Origin of the sequence: Agarivorans sp. Toyoura001, assembly GCF_005405585.1 — a bacterium.
In the GTDB taxonomy this organism is placed as follows: Bacteria; Pseudomonadota; Gammaproteobacteria; order Enterobacterales; family Celerinatantimonadaceae; genus Agarivorans.
On the sequence record NZ_BJEQ01000018.1, the window covers coordinates 21,162 to 42,711 of the forward strand.

The following is a 21,550-nucleotide window of genomic DNA, read 5'->3' on the forward strand; positions in this document are numbered from 1 at the left end:
CTTCAAACGTCTTTTTTGATTGAGTTAAGCCTCTGCATATTAATGAGTAACGATGCTAAGTACTTTGTCTTGATGACTCGCTACTTAGCAAACTCTATTAACGTTCTACACGTGCTAGTGCTAAACCCATCATAATAAATAGCGAACCAAATATGCGATTTTGTAGCGCCATAAACTTAGCTTTACCTAGCCAAGGTTTAGCTGCGCTAGCTAAGGTGGCGTAACTAAACATGACTGCACAATCGATCAGCACTACGGTGAAACCTAATATTAAGTACTGGCTAGAAAGGTCACTGTTCGGGCTTATAAATTGAGGCAAAAAAGCCGCGAGAAAGATAATAGATTTTGGGTTCATTAGATTAACAATGAAGCCTTGTTTAACTAACTGAGAGCTGCTTTTTTTTGCTTGTGGCTCGGTGCTAAAAGCTTGGCTTTTCTCAAAAAATTTAGTCACTCCCAAATAGAGTAGGTAGGCGGCACCTAGATATTTAATGATGGTGAACGCCAGTGCCGAAGACGCCAGCAGGGCGCCTAAACCAACAGATACAATAAGCACATGGCCTATTAGTGCTAGCTGCAAACCCGCAATATTTTTACAGGCTTGTTTGAAGCCGCCACTTAAAGAGTGGCTAATGGTAGCCACTGCGCCTGCGCCGGGCGATAAACTAAATACAATGCAAGCGGCAACAAACGTAAGCCAAACGCTAAACAACATTGGTAATTCCTTGGTATTGCTAGGTGATTAACGCAATATCGCAGAATTACCCAGAGTTCGTCTAGCCTTTGTTGCCTTAGCTTTGTCTTTTACTGCTTAAAATGGGTACGTATACCACCAAAAACAGCACGCTGGCGGTAATCCAAAGCCCTGCGCTTATGTTCCAAGCTTGAAGTGGGTCTGTAATCGCCATAAATGTTCTAATTAAGGTAGCGGCCACCAAGAGTAAAAACGCCAGCGTAATCACCGGTTTTATCACTAATGTTCTGCCTGTGTGGCCTAAAGATACACGGCTCATCATGGCGAAGATCATTAACCCTATGGCGCCAATGGTAATGAGGTGAAGGGCATTACTAAAAGTAAGTTGCGGTAAGTCGTAACTGGCGCCGAGTAATATTAAGCCTAGTGCCATGAGTAGGTAGGATAAGTGCAATGACCATAACAAAGGCACTTTTACCGTTTTTATCGAGCGCCAGTAAGCTAGGCGCAGCAAATGCAGCAGACCTAAAGCCATCAGGGCTATTGGCACTATGCCAAAGGTAGCGGTGAAGTAGTCGCTAATAAATACAAGCACCGTGGCAATAGCAAATGGGCCTACTAGTTGGTTTATCCAAGCTGGGCATTCAATGGCCTCAGTTTTTGCGCCGCGCACCGTGAAGAAAGGAATAACTCTGCCGCCTACTAAGGCCATCATTATGGTGAATAGCAATACCATAGTGCGGCTTAAATGTAAGGCGAGGGCGCTGTTGCCGTTTAAATCGGCAATTAACATACCGAGGTTGATTAAGGTCATTACGCTGAGTAAAGCGATGAATATGTAATTGCGGCGGTTTTGCGCTTTAAAGACTAACTTACTGTAAATCACAACAACACTTAGCCACCAAAGACCTTGCAGTGCAGTAGCGGCTATTGCGCTGTTGGCGTCGTTTATATAAAACCCAATACGAGCCAAACACCACAGCAATACTAAGCCTGCTAATGCCTTGCCCTTAATACTGGGCTGGCCAGTCCAGGTTTGTACGGCGGTTAAAATAAACCCCACCGCTACCGTTGTGCCAAAGCCAATTAGCATTTCATGAGCGTGCCACACATGTGGGCTTAAGCCTTGGCTACCTATTAACATATTGCCATTAAGCAGCAGGATCCATAAACCAATACTAATAGCAGAGCTTAAAGTAGCCAGTAAAAAGAACGGCCTAAAGGCGAGCTCTAAAATAGCTTGCTGATGCCAATGTTGGGATTGGTCTGTGGCGTTCGGCTCACCAATTTTAATCACTTATAATACCTCTTGGCCTAGTTCGTTTAATCCTACACAGCGTAGCACGTAACCTACTTTTAAAATGCCAGCAAAAACAATGGTAGAGATGTGTGCTGTAATTTGCATGGGAATAGAAAAGCTTTGTGCTAAGGGGTAGGAGATAACAATGGATGAAATGATAATGCTGAGTGAAAGCAACATTAGCCAGTTACCGCCTACTACGCAGCGCATGTATTGTTTTGCTGTTTGGGTGTAAGTGGAGCTTACTAGTAATGGGAATACGGTCATTGTGCTTTCCTCTTTGAAGTAGTGGCGAACTTTAGGTTCTTCACCGTTGTTTTAGAAATAGCAAACGCTGTGCCAAACGCTCAAAGCCAGGTTTAATGGCGTTTAACGGGATGATTTTTGTTGGAGGTGTCAATATGACTTCTTGATAAAAAGTGTCAATTAGACTACTTTGAATTTAAATGACGGAGGTGATATGTCAGACATTTCTTCAAAGGCACTGATTGAACTGGCTTTAGATTTAGCCCAAAGCCTTAGTACTAAAGATCGCTTTGATCGTTTATTAGACACGGTACGCAAAACCATTAGTTGTGACGCGGTGGCTCTTTTAGCTTTACGCGGCGAAGTACTTAGCCCCTTAACTTTGCAAGGTTTGAGCCGCGATACTTTGGGCCGGCGTTTTGTTTTATCGGAGCATCCTCGCTTTCAGCAAATATGCAGCTCCAATACGCCGGTACGTTTCCCTGCCGATAGCAATTTGCCCGACCCCTACGATGGTTTGTTAATTGATCGTGAAGGTGATTTACCAGTGCATGCGTGTATGGGCTTGCCTTTGTATTTCGATCATAAACTGATTGGCGTGCTTACTTTAGATAGCTTTACACCCAAGGTATTTGACGATATTCCAAGTCGCACATTAGAAGTTATTTCGGCGATGGCGGCAGCCAGTTTAAATACTGCGCTCACCTTAGATTTGTTAGAGCAGCAAGCACATCATTCACAGCAAGTATTAGAAGAATTAAACCAAGCAGCCTGGCAAACCGCCAGTGAAGAACTGATTGGCGAAAGCCCAGAGATGCAGCGCTTAAAACAAGAGATAGCTTTAGTCGCGCCGTCTGATTTTACTATCTTAATTCAAGGTGAAACAGGGGTGGGTAAAGAGCTGGTTGCGCGTTCTCTTCACATGCAATCGGGTCGATTTAAAGCACCTATTGTTCACGTTAACTGTGCGGCCTTGCCCGAGAACTTAATTGAAAGCGAGTTGTTTGGCCATGTAAAAGGCGCATTTACCGGCGCGGATAAAACCAGAGCCGGTAAGTTTAGCGTGGCAGACGGCGGCACTATTTTTTTAGATGAGATTGGCGAGTTACCTTTAGCGGCGCAAAGTAAATTGCTAAGGGTACTGCAAAATAAAGAGATTCAAGCGCTAGGCCAAGACAAGATCCAAACAGTAGATGTACGAGTGATTGCCGCCACCAATCGAGATTTAGCCGAGGAAGTAGAGCAAGGGCGTTTTAGAGCAGATTTGTATCATCGCTTAACGGTGTATCCAGTTACGGTACCTGCTTTGCGTTTACGCGCAGGTGATGTACAGCTACTAGCGGGTTACTTTGTAGAAGTACTTAAACGTAAATTAGGAATTGGCCAGTTAAAACTGCAAGCCGATTTGGTGAGTTATCTTAATCAATATGATTGGCCCGGCAATGTGCGGGAATTAGAGCACCTTATTAGCCGCGCAGCTTTAAAAGCAAGGTCTCGCCAGCAACGCCAAGAAATAGTGCGCATAAGCATAGACGATTGCGGCGAGTTAGCACCTAGTGAATATGTTGCGGCGGAACCCGTTGCCGTGAGCCACGCATTAACGAGCCAAGGGCTAAGCCTGCGTGAAGCTACAGACAACTATCAGCGTGACATTATTGCAAATACTCTTGAAAAGCATGGTGGCAGTTGGGCAGCGGCAGCGCGTGAGTTATCGACCGACAGAGCCAACTTAAACCGCTTAGCGAAACGTTTAGGCTTAACTGTGAGCAAAGTGATTAGCCGTTAATCTTTAATATGGTGTGTTGCGTACTATTGTTATTAAACAGTAGTTAAGCAAGGGAATGTATATGAGGCTTTTATTTAATGGACTAGTCGTTGTTACTGCGAGTTTGCTGGTGAGTGCAGGGCTGCAAGCCGCCCAATATGCGCGAATCAACACCGATGACGGTGTAGTGTGGGTAGAGCGTAAGGGAGAAACCCTGCATCACTTAAGTGATTCGCCGTTAGCGGGTGGTGAGATAAAGGCTAACTCTACGCCTGTTAACAAGGCTGAGTTTGTATTGCCGGTTGAGCCTGCCACGGTATTTGCAGTCGGTTTGAACTACCGCAGCCATGCCGGTAATGCTGGCGCTAGTAAACCAGAGATATTTTATAAATCAGCTAGCTCGTTGAGCATAGGGGGCGAGCTAGACTTACCAGCTGATGCTAATAACGTACATTTTGAAGGTGAACTCGTGGTGGTGATAGGCAAACCATGTGCAAAAGTGACTAAGCAGCAGGCTAGCAATTGCATATTTGCCTATACCGCTGGCAACGATCTCACCGAGCGCTCTTGGCAAGGGCAAGATTTGCAATGGTGGAGAGCCAAAGGCGCTAATGGCTTTGCACCAATATCTCCTTGGTTAACCACGGTAAGTGGAGAGAACACCTTTACTGTGACGACTACACTCAACGGTAAAGTGGTTCAGCAAGAATCAAGCAGCAATATGATTCATTCGGTTGAGGATATTGTTAGCTACATTAGCCAATACGTTACTTTGCAGCCTTGGGATGTGATTTTTACGGGGACACCTGGGCGAACTCAAGCATTAAAAAGTGGCGATAAGGTTAGTGTGAGTATTGCAGGCTTGGGCGAGGTGCTTACTCAAATCAAGTAAGCACCAGAGTGGTTTACAGCGTGTGTTTACTTAACCGGGGTTAAGCCTTTATCTCGGTTTTTCTTAGCGCCGTCTAAGTCGAAGTCTGCTGAGGCCCAAGCTGCGGCTTCTTCAAAGCTGAATTTGTTAGCGGCCCAGTCTTTGGCGGCGGTTAAATCGAAACCAGAATCTATCCAGCCTCTGGCGTCAATGGCAGTAAAGGTTTGCCCCCAAGAAGTAATTTTAGCAGGGTCAGTAAATTTCTGGTCAATAAACTCTTTTACTTGTGGCTGACTCATTCCTGCTCGCACATAGGTTTGAACTTGTTCTACATTTACGCCTATTTCTTTCCAAGCTGCGATTTCAGATTCCGACATACCATCCCAAGTGGGAGTGCTGGAACAAGCCACTAATAACAGCAATCCAAATGCAACGCTTAATATACGCATATTTTATTCCCTTAATTATCAACAATAGCCTTCTAGAAATATAAACCATAACCACGAAACTGCCATTTGTTAGGGCTGTTGTAAGGCTAAAGTGGTAAGGAAAACGGCTGAGTTTAAGTGCGGGTAGGCTATCTTTTCAACGCTTGATTGATGGTTGCTTGTGCTGAGCTGAATAATCAGTGATTATACGGGATTAAATTAGATATTCGGTATATATAGGTAGGCTGGTATGAGTGAGGCGGACAATCGCCCTAGCAATTTCATTCGTCATATTATTGATGAAGATCTTCAATCGGGAAAACATACAAGTGTGCATACACGTTTTCCTCCTGAGCCAAACGGCTATTTGCACATCGGCCATGCTAAGTCGATTTGTTTAAATTTTGGAATTGCTCAAGACTACCAGGGTGCATGTAACCTACGCTTTGACGACACCAACCCAGAAAAAGAAGACATTGATTACGTTAACTCTATTCAGCAAGACGTTAAATGGCTGGGCTTTGAGTGGAACGATGAGGTGTGTTATTCATCAAACTATTTTGATCAGCTACACGCTTATGCAGTAGAGCTGATTGAGAAAGGTTTGGCGTTTGTATGTTTCTTAAATGCAGAAGAGTCTCGCGAGTATCGTGGCACCTTAAGCCAACCGGGTAAAAATAGCCCTTACCGAGATACCTCAGTAGAAGAAAATTTAGCCTTGTTCGAGAAAATGCGAGCGGGCGAGTTTAAAGAAGGTGAGTGTTCGTTACGCGCTAAAATAGACATGAGTTCTTCGTTCATGTGTATGCGTGACCCAGTGATTTATCGTATTCGTTTTGCTCACCACCACCAAACCGGTGATAAGTGGTGCATTTACCCAATGTACGATTTTACTCACTGTATTTCTGATGCTATCGAAGGCATTACTCATTCTTTGTGTACCTTAGAGTTTCAAGATAACCGCCGTTTATACGACTGGGTATTAGAGAACATCACTATTGATACGGTACCGCATCAATATGAGTTTTCACGCTTAAACCTTGAATACACGGTTATGTCTAAGCGTAAGTTAAATACCTTAGTCACCGATGGCCATGTAAATGGTTGGAATGACCCACGTATGTTGACCATTGCCGGTTTACGCCGCCGTGGTTATACCGCTGGTTCTATTGTTGAGTTTTGTAAGCGTATTGGCGTGACCAAAATGGAAAACATGGTAGAAATGCCAATGTTAGAAGCCTGTATTCGTGAAGACTTAAATGCCAATGCGCCACGTGCTATGGCGGTATTAGATCCGATTAAAGTAGTTATCGAAAACTATCCAGCTGATAAAGTAGAGCAACTAAGTGCGCCGCTTCACCCAAGTGAAGATATGGGCGAGCGTGATGTACCGTTTAGTCGTGAACTGTACATTGAAGCAGAAGACTTCCGTGAAGAAGCCAACAAGAAGTTTAAACGCTTGGTAATTGGTAAAGAAGTTCGTTTACGTAACGCTTATATGATTAAAGCTGAGCGTTGCGACAAAGATGAAAACGGCAATGTAACTACGGTTTACTGTACTTACGACACCACCACCTTGGGTAAAAACCCTGAAGACGGTCGCAAACCTAAAGGTGTTATTCACTGGGTATCGGCTGACCATGCTAAGCCTGCTGAAATTCGTTTGTACGATCGTTTGTTCACAGTACCTAACCCAGCTGCTGAAGAAGACTTTACCCAAGTGCTTAACCCTGAATCTTTAGTGGTTAAACAAGGTTTTGTTGAACCTAGCTTAGTGACTGCGCAAGCAGAGCATGCGCATCAGTTTGAGCGTCAAGGTTACTTCTGTGTAGACAGCCAAGATTCAAGCCCAGAAAAGCTAGTATTTAACCGTACTGTGGGTTTGCGTGATACCTGGGCAAAAATAGGCGACTAGATCGTCAGTTACCGCCTTTATCGAGATTAATGGAGTTGTATCGATGAGCAAAACGGACATGGTAAGTGAGCAAGACGCATTAGTGGGTCGCGATACTGCGATTACTCTTGATGGTGTTCATGCGGTAAACGGCAGTAACTATTTGCAAGCAACTGCGGGCTTAACAACCGCTTACTTTGGATTAGGCTGCTTTTGGGGAGCAGAGCGTTTGTTTTGGCAGCAAAATGGTGTGGTATCTACCGCGGTAGGATATGCAGGTGGTTACACCGCTAATCCTAGTTACGAGGAAGTGTGCACCGGCCTTACCGGTCACACCGAAGCGGTAAAAGTCGTATACGACCCAAGTGTGATTAGTTATCAGCAGTTGTTAGCGTGTTTTTTTGAGCAGCATGATCCTACTCAAGGAATGCGTCAAGGCGGCGATGTTGGCACTCAGTATCGCTCAATGATTTTCACGAGTAATAGTGAGCAAGCCAGTCTTGCTCAGCAGGCTCAACAGGCCTACCAGAAAGCCTTGCAAGGCGAAGGGTTAGCGCGAGCGATTAGTACAGAGATAGTTGATTTTGAGGAGTTTTACTATGCCGAACTTAATCATCAGCAGTACTTACATAAAAACCCTAACGGCTATTGCGGACTAGGTGGCTTAGGTGTTTGTTTACCGCCTTGGTTACAAGACTAATTCGTCTTTCATAAAAAAAGCAGCCTACGGGCTGCTTTTTTGTTGGTTTATCTTTAACAAAACCGGATTAATGCTTTGACCAATCGAGTTCAATTTTCATTTCTGAATGACTGCTAGGTAATCCGCACATCTCGTCGTACGCCGAATGGTGTATTAACCACACTTTATCTGGATGCTGTTGCTGGTAGTGCTGCTTAACGCTTGAAAGGCTGTTAAATCGTTTTGGATGGCTCTTGCTCTGAGCAGGGTTAAGGTTCTGCTCGCAAACTAGGTAAATATCGCCTTCGTGAGAATTAATAACGAGTTCCATTTTGTTTCCTAACCGTGATTGCACTTAATAGTGAATACGTAGCAAAGATCAAAATAGATGAGTGGCCAGGATAATAAAGGAAGAGGGAACTGGGGGAGGGTAAATCCACCCCCAAGATTTCTAAGCTAGCGGCGTAACTTTAAGATACTAATTGGGCAGCTTATGCCTAATTTTTCAGCGGCTTGCTTAAAACCGGCCTCTAAATTCTCAAAACTCAAGTTTGAGGTAAATTCCATGCATAACATGTCTCGCTCTTTTTCGATGTTCCATAATACGGCTTCATCAGAAGTGGCGGTTTGGATCAGCGGTAGTGCTTGTGTTATTGCTGCGCTTATTTTTGCTTTATATCTCATGAATCACCTTTAAGAAAGTCAGGGTCGCAGATCACTCACTTTCAAACTACTAGATATTTAATGTTCCAAGGGTATTAGGGCAGTAGTGCAATTGGACGCCGCCGTACGGCATTTAACTACTGCTCCTTAATCATCATCCATGACAAAGCCATCTTAAAGCACTTTTGATTACAAGACTGTGTAAAAGTTCGCAAAATACGATAAATATGACTTTTTTGAGTTAATTATAAGTTTTTAGTGCTGAAAATTGACATTAAACTTAGCGATTAATTGGTCAAGATGTAATCGCTATATATTTCAGTTACCTAGCATCTATTGTTATTTCAGACACTAGTTGATGTACTAAGTTATCTAGGGTATTAAAGTCGTCTTCGTTTAAAATTTGGTTCTTTGCATTGCTCGAAAACGGCAGTAACTCTAACCAACGAGATACCACCCAACTTTCGTCGTCGTAGGCAAAAAAATCGGGGTGTTGTTCGTACAAGCTGTGTTGCACTAAAACTTGCTGTAATTTCTCACTGAGATCATCTTCAATAGGATTTGCTTGTTCAAGTGACCAAGCAGGTTTGTTTTTTGTTAGCGCACTATAGAGTTTATCATCCGCTTGATTAGTATCGCTGAGTTCGACGCGCTCTAAGCCTCTAATTGTTATGCCTAACATGCCATCTTCAAGCTGCTCAAAATCTTCAATTATGCAATGCACACCAATGTTGAATTGAGGGAAGTCTTCATTACTGGGCTGGCATAGCACAAAGCCTTTGGCTTCTTCACTGGCGATAGATACCAGACGTAAATAACGAGGCTCAAAAATTCTTAGCTGGCTTAAGCCACCAGGCAGTACCAGTAGATCTAGTGGAAACAAGGGTAATCGCATAGTTCACCTTATCTTAATCAAACTATGTATTTAACTACGTGAGTAAATCGGTAGTTGATCAATGTTGATGGTGCTTTATCAATATTAGCTGATAGGAATGCCGCTGTGAAAGCGAAAAATAGGATCTGTTTGTTGTATAAGCTCGGCCTCTGCTTGGCCAATTTGCTGTATGCGAGATTCTAGTTGCTCTTGCGGGAGAATACTGGCGGCTAAACTTAGGTAATCTTGATAATGTCTGGCTTCTGAGCGAAGCAAGGATTGATAAAACTTACCGATGTCTTGGGGTAAGTGGGGCGCTAATAAGGCGAAACGCTCACATGAACGGGCTTCTATATATGCACCAACGATAAGTTTATCGGCTAATGCTTGTGGCTCAAAGTGGCGTACTTGGCGAATTAAGGCTTTTGCGTAACCGCCCGCACTGATGTTTTTATAAGACACTTGGTGGCTGTTCATTATTGCGCAGACTTGTTCGAAATGATGTAACTCTTCTCTAATCAGTAGTCGCATTTTTTCTATTAATTGAGCTTGAAAAGCGCTTAAGCCGGCGTTTACCCCGCGCTGGCTATCTCGGCTAAGTGCTGAATATTGGTTTGCCATGCTGCGGTTGTTAAGGTTTAGCTCTTGGCTTAATTGCTCTACTAATGAAGGTAGTATGTAGCATCTAGTCATTATGTTTAGTGTGGCGTGCGCTAAATCTTGTTGTTCTTTACTCGCTTGCCGAATGCCTTGAGGAAAAAACCACTGCTTAAAACCTTCAACAGACCATTTTCCTGCTCTAAATATTAGGTACTCGTAGGGCGCGAGTAGGTTTTTTAGCTCTTGCTGTAACTCGGGCGCGCTATTTGTTACATATTTGCTGATCAGTTTGCTAGCAGTAGCGGCTGCTTTCCATTCAGCATTTGCATGGTCGGTAAGCAGTAAACTGAGGTTCTCTGATTTACGAGCTTGCTCTATCCAAGCTTGAGGAGTTGAGCAAAATAAGAATTGATTGGTCGGTGCGAGTAGAGAGCTATATGGCATAGTGGTAAAAAAGAGTCCGTTTTCTGTCACTTCGCGCAGTTTCACCCATTTGGAGGCTTGTTTTCAAGTACTTGATGCGTACACTTAACGCTTCTTAAAAGATGAGATGGTGTTATGGAACACATTAGCCAACAGTTTGATCAACTGCTAGCCCCACTAGAGCAGCTAAGTAGTTTATGTAGAAAACTACCTAGCGGCGAAAAGAAAAACGCCTTAGAAAAGCAAATCGCGTTAATTAAAGAACAAAATGAACAAGCTAAGTTAGAGGCTTATCAGTTAATCAAGAATCCGGTTTAACCTCTTCACCGCTTTGTTGTTCGGCATCTTCCTCAATAAGTACTGCTTTATCGTCCTGAGAGCTAACATTTAGGCTCGTAGCTTGGTCTAAGGCAAGCTCGGGGTCTTTGTCTAAAACATGGTCTAACGCCTGCTCTTCAATGGGTTCTTGCTCAATACCTTGCTCTGTTTGTTCAGTCTGTAGTTCGTTTAGCAACGCTTCAAATGTGTTTACGGCAATGAGGGGAGGCGCGGGGACTAAGGCAATATTCTGTTGAAGTAAAAACTGTTGCTGCTGAACACTTAGTTGTTCAGTATTACTATTAAGCAGCAATCCTTGAATCACCTCTAAACTAGTGGCTAAATCAGACTCTAAGTATTGCTGCCTAGCGCTGGTTAAACGCAGTTTTTGTTTTAGTTCCCAAGTTTTATACCCTTGTTCTGGGTTGAGCGAATTGGGGACTGGCAACACTGGGGCTGGCGTTATGATTGATGGTGCAGGTTGTTGGCTAATCAATGCGTTTAGCTTTTTCTCACTTTGGTACCAATTAGATGCCAAAATCATAATCGCGATCAGCAACACACTGGTTACCGCAGGAAATACTACTTTTTGTAATTGTTTGGTTTCTTTTTGTTGAGCTTTTTTAGCGACGGCTACACTGAGCTTTTGAATATAAAATTGCTGCTGGTGGATGGTTTTCCTTAGCGCTAAAACTTGTTTGTTACTGCTATCCAGAGGTTGATTTATTGCTAGAGAGCCTTCTCCAATCATGAGTTTTTGATAGCTATTTTTAATCATCACCATCAACTCAGCAGAGCCGCCTTTATCGGGGTGGCAGCGTGAGGCAAGTTGTTTGTAACGAGATTTTATTTGTTCTTCTGTAGCATCTTCATGAAGATCAAAAAGCTTAAAATGCGTAGTCATGGTGCGTGTAACTTTCCCTGTATTTCTGTGAATAAGCATACAAACTTTTAATGCTTTTGTCTTAATTAATCACCGTTAAGCAATGCAAACTTTGATGCCTTTATCGGGTACAATCGTGCTGCTTAACAAGAGGTAAAGTGCATGCAATATCAAGTCGCGTTTAATATTGAAGATTTTATGGCCAATTATTGGCAGCAACAGCCATGTTTACTTAAACAAGGGATGCAGGCATTTATTGATCCATTAAGTGCTGAAGAATTGGCTGGATTGGCAATGGAGCCTGAAATTCAGTCGCGCTTGGTAACCTCTAGGGGCCAGCAGTGGCAAGCTGAATTAGGCCCTTTTGAAAACTTTGATCTGCTCGGTGATTCTCATAGCTCGTTGTTAGTGCAGGGTGTTGACCATTGGCACCCCGAGGTGGCGAAACTGGCTGAAGCATTTCAGTTTATTCCTAACTGGCGTTTTGATGATGTAATGGTCTCTTATTCAACGCCGGAAGGCGGGGTGGGACCGCATATCGATCAGTATTGCGTGTTTATTATTCAAGGTGAGGGCAAGCGCCATTGGCGGGTGGGTAAAAAGCAAATGCTTAAAGAGTTTGCTCCTCATGCCAAACTTAAACACTGTGAAGCTTTTGACGCTGAGATTGATGTCATTCTAGAGCCTGGTGACGTACTTTATATTCCACCAGGTTGCCCACATGAAGGTTATGCAGTCGAACCGGCCATTAATTACTCCATTGGCTTTAGAGCGCCTAATGCTAAAGATTTATTGTCAGGATTTGCTGACTATCTATTACGCCATGACTTAAGCTCTAAACGTTTTGCTGACCCGAAACGCTCTGCGACTCAAGAGTTTGGACGGATCGCTGAAAACGACAGCTTAGCACTAAATAAGTTAATGCAAGGATTACTTAATTCGCCAGAAGCCACCGCGCAGTTTTTGGGTGAGCACTTAAGCGAAAACGCCCACAGTTCGGATATTGTGGTACTGATCGGTAGCGAAGATGAACTAGGGTACTCAGAATTACATGCCTGTATGGAGCAAGGCATTGCTTTAACTCGCTGTGCAGGTATTAAGGCGCTTTATCTGGATGTACTGCCTTATCAAATATTTGTTGATGGCCAAGCTTATGCAATACCTAATTGCTCGTGGGCATTAGCTAAAACGATGTGTGATAAGTCGGTTGTGGATAGTTACTCTTTGCGTGCTTTTGATAAAGATAGTAAACAACTCGATTGGCTTATCGATTTAGTTAATGCGGGTTACTGGTATTTTGATGGGCAATGCGATGAGTAAATTACAAACTGTTATAACGCAAACAAGGTAGGAACAAACTGGCAGCAAGAGCGCGGCTGCCGTTTAAGTGTACTTTTTTGCGCTGTTACACGTGTATTCGCCAATGCAAAAAGCTTTAAACATCCCTTGGTTTCTGAAATCAAAGGATCGAAAGCTATTGCAGTGAGGAATTGCTGTATGAACGGGGGAATGGCTAGCAGTTGTGATACTTTCTGGTAAAATCCCTCAGCAAATGAATGTTCCCCGTTAAATCAGCATGTAAGCAATCATAATTTGCTGATTTTTCGCTTTAAATATAGGACTGTTTACCATGAGTCTTGCTGATAAAGTATTAGCAGTGAATAACGATTTACCCATTCGCACCGACAGCCCAGTACATAGCGGTAAAGTACGCTCCGTATATTGGTTAACCGAAGCCGACAGCAAACGACTCATTAAAGAAAAAGGCTATAACGTAGCAGCTGATACACCGTTAGCCATTATGGTGATAAGCGATCGTATCTCTGCCTTTGACTGCATTTGGCATGGTGAAGACGGCCTAAAAGGCGTTCCAGGTAAAGGCGCTGCCTTGAATGCGATATCTAATCACTGGTTTAAGCTGTTCAAAGAGCAGGGCTTAGCCGATAGCCACATTCTAGACATTCCTCATCCTTTTGTATGGATTGTACAAAAAGCCCGTCCGGTAATGATTGAAGCCATTTGTCGCCAATACATTACCGGTTCTATGTGGCGAGCTTACGATAAGGGCGAACGTAACTTTTGTGGTATTGATTTACCAGAAGGGTTAAAGCGTGATCAAAAGCTGCCTGAGTTGCTCATTACTCCTTCTACTAAAGGCATTCTAAAAGATATTCCTGGTGTACCAGAAGCTGATGATGTGAACGTAACTCGCAACAATATTGAAGATAACTATGCGGCCTTCAAGTTTACCTCGGCCTCTGATATAGACGTATACGAGAACCTATTAAAGCAAGGTTTCGATGTTATTAGTAAAGCGTTAAGTGATATCGACCAAGTGTTTGTTGATACTAAATTTGAGTTTGGTTATGTCACCGATGCGCAGGGTAACGATAAACTAATCTACATGGATGAAGTGGGGACACCTGATTCATCACGCATTTGGGATGGCCCGCAGTACCGCCAAGGTAAAGTGGTTGAAAACTCGAAAGAAGATTTCCGCCAAACCTTGCTTAGCTACTTCCCTGATCCAGATATTTTGTTAAACAAAAATCGTATGCCTGAACGTGAAGCATTGGCTCGCGATAATAAATTACCAGTAGAAGTGTTAATGAAAATCTCTAGCACCTATATTGGTATTGCTGAGAAGATCACCGGCTCAAAAATTGTTATGGGTGATAACCCTAAACAAGAGGTGGTGGATATTCTCCGTCGAGACTACGACTTAATCGCCGACTAGATAAAAAAGAACAAGGCAAATATGCCTTGTTCTTTTTTGCTCGACTTAACTTTAAGCACTAACTTAACGTTAACTGACTAAACTGCTTAAGGCATCTTTAACCGCTAATTCATTTTGTTGAATACAGGCTTGGTTTAGCTCATTCAAGCTTTTCTCTAGTGGTGCTAAAGAAAACTTCCCAGCGTCGCGCGCAATATGGTTTATATGTTGTTGTATTTCAGGCCAGCGCTGTTCTCCAACATAGCCATTGATTAGGCTCGCTCTATTTTTGGTTTCAATAGTAAATACCCGATACAACTCATTTAAGTAGCTTTCTTTGAAACTATGTTGAGTCAAGCTAGCACCCGTTTTACTGGTCAAAGTAGCGCAATCTGTACCCTTTAAGTCATTGGAATTTAGCTCACTCAGTGATTTGATCAGGCTTAAGTAATTAAATTCAGAAAGCTGATGCGTATGTAATAACTGCTCATCGTCGCAGATTGATTCAAAGCCCTGACCAAATTGTTGATCGAGTTGAATGGCATTCACTAACTGTTGCTGAGTGAGAGGGCCAACTAAAGGGTAGTAATTTACGCCTTGAAGTTGCTCTGCTAATAGTGCTGAATTTGACTCTGTATCTGTTACTACTAATAAAGAAGGGCGCTGACTGCGCTGTTTAACTTGCTGAATACGTTTTGAATTAAGGTCTTCAGCCTTAATCAGCAGGTAGTCCACTTGGTACAAGTTTTTGATTTGGTTATAGGCTTCTTGCCACACTCGATGTTGCCAATTAAATTGCAGTTGACTTGTTTTAAGTTCTTCAAAGTCATGTTTGGACTGACTAAACGAGGCTATGCTTAAGTTTGTTCTAGTCGTCTGTAGTTCTAGATCTTCTGCTTTAATAATTGCTTGAGCAATATCGCTAAGATTCTGCTGTTCTTCGCTTTCTTCTTTCAACGATAACGTGGCCATTAAGTAGCTATTCGCTTTTGCCCTAAGGCAAGTTAGATGAGAGTGGTTAGTTTGTTGTATCTGAGAATCATCTTCAAGTAGTTGCAGAGTTTTGATTTGGTTAAGGTTTAGCTCATCAAGCTCTGTTGGCAATTGTTTATCTGTGCTGATGTATACCACCTCGCGGCTATCATCTATCTGAGTATATTGCGCTTGCTCTATTACTTCTATGCCTAGCAGTTGTAATTGCAGGCTAAGACAGCGCTGAACAAACGGATCAGGTAAGGCGACGACGCACTGGGTTGTTTGAGGCTTGTCTTGAGCCGAAAACAATACTTGATCGTTTAAGGCCGCAAAATCAAAGGTTAAACTTAAGGTATCTTGGCTTTGTTGTTGCCTAGCATTAACTTGCTTGGTTAGTGCAGCGCTGCAGCCAATGATTGATTGTTGTAACTCGCTTAAAACCGGCGCATTCTCGCTGTCTATGCTAAACACCAATTGCTCTTGTTCAGTGGTAAGTTGAAACAGCACCTGTGAGCCCTTTGGGTACAAAGACACTAAATACAACTGAAGATGTAAAATGGCACTTAGATGTTCGCTGTTGACAAAATACTGCTGTTTTACTTCAGGGCTCACCACTAACGACCAACTCAAGCTTTTTGACCTGTACAAGGGGCTGAAGGTGAGTAAATGACTTTCTAACTCGACTAATATAGACCTAGCTTGAAGGGCAATATCAGCTTTATGCGCTTGTTCCCAAGGTAAGCACTTCATAAGAGTACTTAAGCGAAGTTGTGCGTCTAACGCTTGGTAATTAAGCGTGTGTGAAAATGCTAATTGGCTAGCATTGTTTAACTGATTTAAGGCTTCTATACAGCCTGCTTTTAACGGTGTGTAGAGCGAAGCAAGTTGTAATTGTTCAATGCGTTGCTCACGTTTTTGCTTACTCGCCAGGTCGCTTTTATGTTCAGGGATCGGACTCAGACTAACTAAATAAAGACTGTCTTCATTAAAAGGTAAGGCTACGTGGGTTGCCGCATAGGCTTGTTGATTCTGTTTGCTTGATGCCAGCATACAGAAGCTCTCGGGGAAGGATACTAGTAGCTCCATAAAATCAGCAGGCTCATAATCCTGATTGTTTACCGTATGAAAATAATTATTTAGGTTTATTTTAATCAGTTTATTTTTATCTACTCCTAAAAATGCCAAGCCTATCGGACTAGATTCAATGATGTGATTATGCTCATCAACAATGAAGGTGGCATTGTCAGCATGTTCAAGCAAGGCTTGTTTTAAACTGTTCGCTCGACTAGATAACTCAACCAGTTGCTTTAACTTGGTTTTATCTTTTTCGTGTTTAGATTTAGTACGAGTGAGCTCTTTCTGTAGTTTAGTATTGGCCATTTCCAAGGCGGTTTTAGAGCTAGTGACTAAAGGCTTTTGCTCCCCCATACTGGGCTCTTTTTGGATTTTGGTATCATTCTTTGAAGGGGGTTTGTGCTTATTTAACAAACTACTAGCGATAAGGCTTAAGGCAAGCTGTATTAAAAGTATCGCAATAATTAAATTGATAAGTGCTAAACGATGAGGGTAAAGCCAATAGTAAACATTGCTGGGAGTGGCAAACTCTATTTCTACCCAAGCAACAGGGTTTATTTGGCTGGCTGGCCGTTGTTGGTTATCAACTTGTGCGGCTAATTTATTGGTTTTTTGGGCGTCTGATTGGTTTGATTTACGCGCTTCACCTGCCTCTGCCATTAATTGCTTAGAACTTTGATCAGTCACTTTTACGTAGTTAATGCTTGGTGATTTAAGGAGTTGCTGAGCTAAGTCGGTAAGGATATTTTTGTTTTGTGTATTCACCGCTCGGCGCGCGCTTATTTCAAATAAGCTGAGAGCGGTGTTAACTTCTGCTTCAATTGCTGCGGTGTGCTGCTTATAAAGAAAAGGTAAGCTAATTGCTGCTAAGCTGGCAATAACGATGATGCTTAATAAGTTAAACAGTAATGTAGATTTCAAACGCGTTCTCACGGGCATCCTTGCTAGCTAAAGCTCAAAAATTTGGGCGCTTAATGCGCCCGAGTCATTAAAATGCGTAACCTAGTCGTAGATAAATGCTGTCAAACTCAACCTTTCTAAAGGTTTTAGCATTGTCTTGGTCGCGCTTATAGTAATTGTAACCACCGCCAATGTCCCAACGTTGGTTAAAGGCATAATTTACACTTAAATCAGAAGATACAACTTCACCGTCTCCATTGTTGCCGTACTCACCGGCCAAAGCTAGGTTTACGCTTGGGGTAAAATAGTAACCAACAGTGGCGTTGACTAAAGGATAAAATAGCCATTCTTCTTCGCCAGAAAGCTCGCTAGAAAAGCTAGAGTCTGGGTAAAGGGATGCTTGGGCATATTGCACTAATAAGCCTAAACCTGCTTTGGCAATCCACTGTTTGTCTAGTTGTAGGTCATATTGCCAGTTTACCGCGTTATCCCACACTTGGTATTGGGCATAAACATCAGTGCTACCTTCTACTTTACCTTGGTCACGAGCTTCGTAAGGTTGAGTCTGGTAGCTAAAGCTATGTTGGTCGCTAGCAAACCAGGTCCAGCGCGCTGCGGCAGTGGTTACTGTATCCTCTTGGCCAAATTCAATATTTTGGTCGTTGGCAAAACTACCGATATCATTTGATTTTAAGCGGGTAGGGCCAAGTAAAAAATCGAATTTGAATTGCGGATCAAAAGTAGTTGTCGGCTTTTTAGAGCGTGTCCCCCCTTCAAAAAAGCCATTAGACAGGGATATTTTTAAACCTTTCGCGTCGCCGTCAACCATGGGGCTTACGCGAATGTCTTCATCAATAGGGTTAACGAAAAATAGGTTACTTAAGGTGGCGATACTAGCTCCGGCGACCACGTCATCCCAATAGTGTTTGTCGCCATGTACTCTGCTCCAACCTGTGTAAGCCGCTAAGGCATAAGCAGGAACGCCCCATGCTGAGCCATAACGTGTTTGAAAAAATGACGCGCCGCTGAATGCTGCTGCAGTGTGCCCTGAAGGGAAGGAGTTATTAGTGGTGAAATTAGGTCTGCGTTTATCTACCGCAAATTTAATACCGTGGGTAAATACCATCGTCGTTGCAAAAGACTTAGTAAGCTGAAGGCTACCGGCATAATCTTCTTTCATTAAACTTACTGCTAAACCGCCTAATGGCAGCAATATTTGAGTGTAATCACCAATTTGGACATAGGTTTCTTCGGCCATAGAGTTGGCACTGAGTGTTGCGAGCACGGCGGCTGCAACTAGGCTTGTTTTCAGCTTCATTGTTCTTCCTTGTTTTATTTGGTGATTAATCCGTAATCACCAATACTGCTTTACACATTTTATAATACGCAGGCTACCGCTGTTAGGCTAGTAAACAGCTTAACTAAATACCGCATAAATATTTGCTGAGTTAAGATGAATTTTGTAAATCACACTGTTACATTAGCCTCGCTTAAATAGAGTTTAGTGGAAGTTTAATGAAATATAGCCCTAGTATTGACCAACTGATTAAATCGCTACAGGTTTTACCTGGGGTTGGCCCCCGCAGTGCGCAACGTATGGCGTTTCACTTGTTAGAAAGAAAACGTCGAGATGGTTTGCAATTAGCCGAGCATCTCACGAAGGCGATGGACGCTGTTGGCCACTGCGAGGTGTGCCGAAATTTTGCAGAAGAAGACTTATGCCCAATTTGCCAATCGCCAAAGCGTACCAGCAAAGGGGTGATTTGTGTGGTTGAAACGCCAGCCGATGTAGCCGCAATTGAACAAACTGCGCAGTTTTATGGTAGTTATTTTGTGCTTATGGGCCATCTATCGCCATTAGACGGCATTGGCCCCAGTGAACTGCATTTAGATAAGCTAGAACGGCGTTTAGCTAATGAAGATGTTTCAGAATTGATACTTGCAACCAACCCAACTGTAGAAGGTGAGGCGACTGCTTATTACATCGCCGATATGGCAAAGCGCTATAAAGTCAAAGTATCGCGTATCGCCCACGGAGTGCCGCTTGGTGGTGAATTAGATAGCGTGGATGGAACAACGTTGTCTCACTCCCTCATTGGCCGCCAGCAGTTCGATTAAATGAGTGGTTAACACTAAGCACAAAGCTCACTAACGTTAGTGAGCTTTTTTATTTGTGGTAGATAATTTTTTTTAGTGCATTGCTTGAAATCAAAATTGCTTACCCCCATATCGTTTATCAACTAAAGAAGTATGTTTAAAGCAAGGATATAACTCGATGACTGATGCAGCTCATGCAGAAACACATGGCTTTCAAACTGAAGTAAAACAATTACTGCAGTTGATGATTCACTCACTTTATTCTAATAAAGAAATTTTCCTTCGTGAGTTGGTGTCTAACGCCGCCGATGCCGCAGATAAACTGCGTTTCAGAGCATTAGAAGATAACGCGTTGTTTGAAAACGACGGTGATTTACGTGTTCGTGTTAGTTTTAACCAAGATGCTAAAACGATTACCTTGTCTGATAACGGCATTGGTATGACACGCGATGACGTGATTGAGCATTTGGGTACGATTGCTAAGTCAGGTACTAAAGAATTTTTTGGCCAGTTAAGCGGCGATAGCGCGAAAGACTCACAACTGATTGGTCAATTTGGTGTAGGTTTCTATTCAGCCTTTATTGTTGCCGATAAAGTGACAGTAGAAACACGCGCAGCTGGCGCAGAAACAAGCCAAGGCGTGCGTTGGGAAAGTGCTGGTGAGGGTGACTACACGGTTGCCGACATTACTAAAGAAGGTCGCGGCACAGACATTATTCTACACCTGCGCGAAGACGAGCAAGAGTTTCTAGATAGCTGGAAAGTTCGTTCAATTATCACTAAGTACTCTGATCACATCTCTATTCCAGTACAAATGTGGAAAGATGAAACCCCAGAGTCTGAAGGCCCTGAAGGCGAAAAAGTTGAAGCTATCTCTGGTGAATGGGAAGCGATTAACAAAGCGACTGCATTATGGACTCGTGGTAAAAACGATATCTCTAAAGAAGAGTACAACGAGTTTTACAAGCATATCTCTCACGACTTTGCCGATCCACTAAGCTGGGCGCACAATAAGGTTGAAGGCAAGCAAGATTACACCAGCTTGTTGTACATCCCGAGCAAAGCCCCATTTGATATGTGGAACCGCGAGCGCCAGCACGGCCTTAAGCTTTATGTACAACGTGTATTCATTATGGATGACGCTGACGAGTTTATGCCGGGTTACATGCGTTTCGTTAAGGGTGTGTTAGATTCAAACGATTTACCGCTTAACGTTTCTCGCGAAATTCTGCAAGACACCAAAACCACCGCTAATTTACGTAGTGCATGTACTAAACGTGTACTAACTATGCTTGAGCGCATGGCGAAAAACGATGCTGAGAAGTACCAATCGTTCTGGGCTGAGTTTGGCCAAGTGTTGAAAGAAGGCCCAGCAGAAGACATGGCGAATAAAGACCAAATCGCCAAGCTATTGCGCTTTGCCTCTACTAACAGTGATAGCGCTGAACAGAATGTTTCATTTGCCGATTACATCGAGCGCATGAAAGAAGGACAAGACAAGATTTACTACGTAACGGCCGATGGTTACGCCGCTGCAGCAAACAGCCCGCACCTAGAAATCTTCAAGCGTAAAGGCATTGAAGTTCTGCTTATGCACGACCGTGTAGATGAGTGGTTGATTAGCCACTTGCCAGAAGCAGAAGGTAAAACGCTAGTATCTGTGACTAAAGGTGACTTGGATTTAGGCGACTTAGATGATGAAGAAACTAAGAAGCAAAAAGAGCAAGATGAAAGCGAATACGCAAGCTTTGTTACTCGAGTAAAAGAAAGTCTTGGTGATAAAGTTAAAGATGTACGTTTAACTTACCGTTTAACCGACACGCCTTCGTGTATTGTGGTTGATGACAACGACATGAGTACCCAAATGCAGAAGTTGATGCAAGCGGTGGGTCAAGATGTTCCTGAGCAAAAGTACATTTTTGAGCTTAACCCACAGCATGCTTTAGTTAAGCGCGTAGCAGACGAACAAGATGAAGAGAAGTTTGCCGAGTGGTCTAATGTATTGTTTGATCAAGCAACCTTGGCAGAGCGCGGTAGCCTAGAAAACCCTTCAGAGTTTATTAAGCGTATTAACCAACTATTAGCCTAAACGCTAATATGGGGTAAAAAGGCAGCACTACGTGCTGCCTTTTTTGTATTTTAAGTCGCTG

20 protein-coding genes are annotated in these 21,550 nt (G+C 43.0%); 9 read left to right on the plus strand and 11 right to left on the minus strand.

The window, feature by feature from the left end:
* Window positions 1-97: 97 nt before the first annotated feature.
* From rhtB to FFR00_RS17485, 3 genes are all read right to left on the minus strand, one after another.
* On the minus strand, window positions 98-715 hold the full coding sequence (rhtB, locus tag FFR00_RS17475) for a homoserine/homoserine lactone efflux protein (RefSeq protein ID WP_137674708.1): 618 nt from the start codon (window positions 713-715) through the stop codon (window positions 98-100).
* A 76-nt stretch (window positions 716-791) separates the two neighbouring features.
* Entirely contained in the window at window positions 792-1,991 is a 1,200-nt protein-coding gene (locus tag FFR00_RS17480) for an NnrS family protein (RefSeq protein ID WP_137674709.1), read from the minus strand.
* The gene (locus FFR00_RS17485; RefSeq protein ID WP_137674710.1) at window positions 1,992-2,261 is read right to left on the minus strand and encodes a hypothetical protein; all 270 of its coding nucleotides are present in this window, start codon (window positions 2,259-2,261) and stop codon (window positions 1,992-1,994) included. It abuts the gene before it with no gap.
* A gap of 193 nt (window positions 2,262-2,454) precedes the next feature.
* On the opposite strand from FFR00_RS17485, the gene norR reads away from it, so the two are divergent.
* Together norR and FFR00_RS17495 are read left to right on the plus strand one after the other, a co-directional pair.
* Entirely contained in the window at window positions 2,455-4,026 is a 1,572-nt protein-coding gene (gene norR, locus FFR00_RS17490; RefSeq protein WP_137674711.1) for a nitric oxide reductase transcriptional regulator NorR, read from the plus strand.
* 61 nt (window positions 4,027-4,087) lie between these two features.
* Window positions 4,088-4,897 (plus strand): fumarylacetoacetate hydrolase family protein, encoded by an 810-nt coding sequence (locus FFR00_RS17495; RefSeq protein ID WP_137674712.1) that lies wholly within the window; start codon window positions 4,088-4,090, stop codon window positions 4,895-4,897.
* 26 nt (window positions 4,898-4,923) lie between these two features.
* Here FFR00_RS17495 and FFR00_RS17500 read toward each other — a convergent pair whose 3' ends face one another.
* Window positions 4,924-5,325 carry a hypothetical protein gene (locus tag FFR00_RS17500; RefSeq protein WP_137674713.1) on the minus strand — a complete coding sequence of 134 codons (402 nt, stop codon included), beginning with the start codon at window positions 5,323-5,325 and terminating at the stop codon, window positions 4,924-4,926.
* 229 nt (window positions 5,326-5,554) lie between these two features.
* On the opposite strand from FFR00_RS17500, the gene glnS reads away from it, so the two are divergent.
* Window positions 5,555-7,219: a glutamine--tRNA ligase gene (gene glnS / locus FFR00_RS17505; RefSeq protein ID WP_137674714.1), complete on the plus strand. Its 1,665-nt coding sequence runs from the start codon at window positions 5,555-5,557 to the stop codon at window positions 7,217-7,219.
* Window positions 7,220-7,262: 43 nt separating this feature from the next.
* The gene (gene msrA, locus FFR00_RS17510; protein WP_137674715.1) at window positions 7,263-7,898 is read left to right on the plus strand and encodes a peptide-methionine (S)-S-oxide reductase MsrA; all 636 of its coding nucleotides are present in this window, start codon (window positions 7,263-7,265) and stop codon (window positions 7,896-7,898) included.
* A gap of 67 nt (window positions 7,899-7,965) precedes the next feature.
* Here msrA and FFR00_RS17515 read toward each other — a convergent pair whose 3' ends face one another.
* From FFR00_RS17515 to FFR00_RS21825, 4 genes are all read right to left on the minus strand, one after another.
* Complete coding sequence (locus tag FFR00_RS17515; protein ID WP_137674716.1) at window positions 7,966-8,208, minus strand: DUF6482 family protein; 243 nt, start codon at window positions 8,206-8,208, stop codon at window positions 7,966-7,968.
* Window positions 8,209-8,333: 125 nt separating this feature from the next.
* Window positions 8,334-8,561 (minus strand): hypothetical protein, encoded by a 228-nt coding sequence (locus tag FFR00_RS17520; RefSeq protein ID WP_137674717.1) that lies wholly within the window; start codon window positions 8,559-8,561, stop codon window positions 8,334-8,336.
* A gap of 301 nt (window positions 8,562-8,862) precedes the next feature.
* Window positions 8,863-9,435, minus strand: a complete 573-nt coding sequence (locus FFR00_RS17525; RefSeq protein ID WP_137674718.1) for an LON peptidase substrate-binding domain-containing protein — start codon at window positions 9,433-9,435, stop codon at window positions 8,863-8,865.
* 84 nt (window positions 9,436-9,519) lie between these two features.
* Complete coding sequence (locus tag FFR00_RS21825; RefSeq protein WP_201798766.1) at window positions 9,520-10,458, minus strand: tRNA-(ms[2]io[6]A)-hydroxylase; 939 nt, start codon at window positions 10,456-10,458, stop codon at window positions 9,520-9,522.
* A 114-nt stretch (window positions 10,459-10,572) separates the two neighbouring features.
* On the opposite strand from FFR00_RS21825, the gene FFR00_RS17540 reads away from it, so the two are divergent.
* A complete protein-coding gene (locus FFR00_RS17540) occupies window positions 10,573-10,755 on the plus strand; it encodes a hypothetical protein (RefSeq protein ID WP_137674719.1) in 183 nt (60 codons plus the stop codon).
* Here FFR00_RS17540 and FFR00_RS17545 read toward each other — a convergent pair.
* Window positions 10,739-11,659: a J domain-containing protein gene (locus tag FFR00_RS17545; RefSeq protein WP_161985202.1), complete on the minus strand. Its 921-nt coding sequence runs from the start codon at window positions 11,657-11,659 to the stop codon at window positions 10,739-10,741. The two genes, FFR00_RS17540 and FFR00_RS17545, sit on opposite strands and share 17 nt — an antisense overlap.
* A gap of 141 nt (window positions 11,660-11,800) precedes the next feature.
* On the opposite strand from FFR00_RS17545, the gene FFR00_RS17550 reads away from it, so the two are divergent.
* Complete coding sequence (locus tag FFR00_RS17550; RefSeq protein ID WP_137674721.1) at window positions 11,801-12,958, plus strand: cupin domain-containing protein; 1,158 nt, start codon at window positions 11,801-11,803, stop codon at window positions 12,956-12,958.
* Between the two features lie 310 nt (window positions 12,959-13,268).
* A complete protein-coding gene (locus tag FFR00_RS17555; RefSeq protein WP_137674722.1) occupies window positions 13,269-14,375 on the plus strand; it encodes a phosphoribosylaminoimidazolesuccinocarboxamide synthase in 1,107 nt (368 codons plus the stop codon).
* 69 nt (window positions 14,376-14,444) lie between these two features.
* On the opposite strand, the gene FFR00_RS17560 is transcribed toward FFR00_RS17555, so the two are convergent.
* Entirely contained in the window at window positions 14,445-17,336 is a 2,892-nt protein-coding gene (locus FFR00_RS17560) for a PAS domain-containing protein (RefSeq protein ID WP_137674723.1), read from the minus strand.
* A gap of 55 nt (window positions 17,337-17,391) precedes the next feature.
* A complete protein-coding gene (locus FFR00_RS17565; protein WP_137674724.1) occupies window positions 17,392-18,621 on the minus strand; it encodes a phosphatase PAP2 family protein in 1,230 nt (409 codons plus the stop codon).
* Window positions 18,622-18,818: 197 nt separating this feature from the next.
* On the opposite strand from FFR00_RS17565, the gene recR reads away from it, so the two are divergent.
* Both recR and htpG read left to right on the plus strand, forming a co-directional pair.
* A complete protein-coding gene (gene recR, locus FFR00_RS17570; protein WP_137674725.1) occupies window positions 18,819-19,421 on the plus strand; it encodes a recombination mediator RecR in 603 nt (200 codons plus the stop codon).
* Window positions 19,422-19,578: 157 nt separating this feature from the next.
* A complete protein-coding gene (gene htpG / locus FFR00_RS17575) occupies window positions 19,579-21,489 on the plus strand; it encodes a molecular chaperone HtpG (protein WP_137674726.1) in 1,911 nt (636 codons plus the stop codon).
* Window positions 21,490-21,550 lie beyond the last annotated feature (61 nt).

What these genes read in the sequence shown, in the direction of transcription:
- FFR00_RS17500 (WP_137674713.1), bottom strand. Translation starts at nt 5,325, where the DNA reads ATGCGTATATTAAGCGTTGCATTTGGATTGCTGTTATTAGTGGCTTGT.
- norR (WP_137674711.1), top strand. Translation starts at nt 2,455, where the DNA reads ATGTCAGACATTTCTTCAAAGGCACTGATTGAACTGGCTTTAGATTTA.
- msrA (WP_137674715.1), top strand. Translation starts at nt 7,263, where the DNA reads ATGAGCAAAACGGACATGGTAAGTGAGCAAGACGCATTAGTGGGTCGC.
- FFR00_RS17485 (WP_137674710.1), bottom strand. Translation starts at nt 2,261, where the DNA reads ATGACCGTATTCCCATTACTAGTAAGCTCCACTTACACCCAAACAGCA.
- FFR00_RS17520 (WP_137674717.1), bottom strand. Translation starts at nt 8,561, where the DNA reads ATGAGATATAAAGCAAAAATAAGCGCAGCAATAACACAAGCACTACCG.
- FFR00_RS17550 (WP_137674721.1), top strand. Translation starts at nt 11,801, where the DNA reads ATGCAATATCAAGTCGCGTTTAATATTGAAGATTTTATGGCCAATTAT.
- FFR00_RS17555 (WP_137674722.1), top strand. Translation starts at nt 13,269, where the DNA reads ATGAGTCTTGCTGATAAAGTATTAGCAGTGAATAACGATTTACCCATT.
- rhtB (WP_137674708.1), bottom strand. Translation starts at nt 715, where the DNA reads ATGTTGTTTAGCGTTTGGCTTACGTTTGTTGCCGCTTGCATTGTATTT.
- FFR00_RS17540 (WP_137674719.1), top strand. Translation starts at nt 10,573, where the DNA reads ATGGAACACATTAGCCAACAGTTTGATCAACTGCTAGCCCCACTAGAG.
- FFR00_RS21825 (WP_201798766.1), bottom strand. Translation starts at nt 10,458, where the DNA reads ATGCCATATAGCTCTCTACTCGCACCGACCAATCAATTCTTATTTTGC.
- FFR00_RS17545 (WP_161985202.1), bottom strand. Translation starts at nt 11,659, where the DNA reads ATGACTACGCATTTTAAGCTTTTTGATCTTCATGAAGATGCTACAGAA.
- htpG (WP_137674726.1), top strand. Translation starts at nt 19,579, where the DNA reads ATGACTGATGCAGCTCATGCAGAAACACATGGCTTTCAAACTGAAGTA.
- FFR00_RS17515 (WP_137674716.1), bottom strand. Translation starts at nt 8,208, where the DNA reads ATGGAACTCGTTATTAATTCTCACGAAGGCGATATTTACCTAGTTTGC.
- FFR00_RS17565 (WP_137674724.1), bottom strand. Translation starts at nt 18,621, where the DNA reads ATGAAGCTGAAAACAAGCCTAGTTGCAGCCGCCGTGCTCGCAACACTC.
- recR (WP_137674725.1), top strand. Translation starts at nt 18,819, where the DNA reads ATGAAATATAGCCCTAGTATTGACCAACTGATTAAATCGCTACAGGTT.
- FFR00_RS17495 (WP_137674712.1), top strand. Translation starts at nt 4,088, where the DNA reads ATGAGGCTTTTATTTAATGGACTAGTCGTTGTTACTGCGAGTTTGCTG.
- glnS (WP_137674714.1), top strand. Translation starts at nt 5,555, where the DNA reads ATGAGTGAGGCGGACAATCGCCCTAGCAATTTCATTCGTCATATTATT.
- FFR00_RS17525 (WP_137674718.1), bottom strand. Translation starts at nt 9,435, where the DNA reads ATGCGATTACCCTTGTTTCCACTAGATCTACTGGTACTGCCTGGTGGC.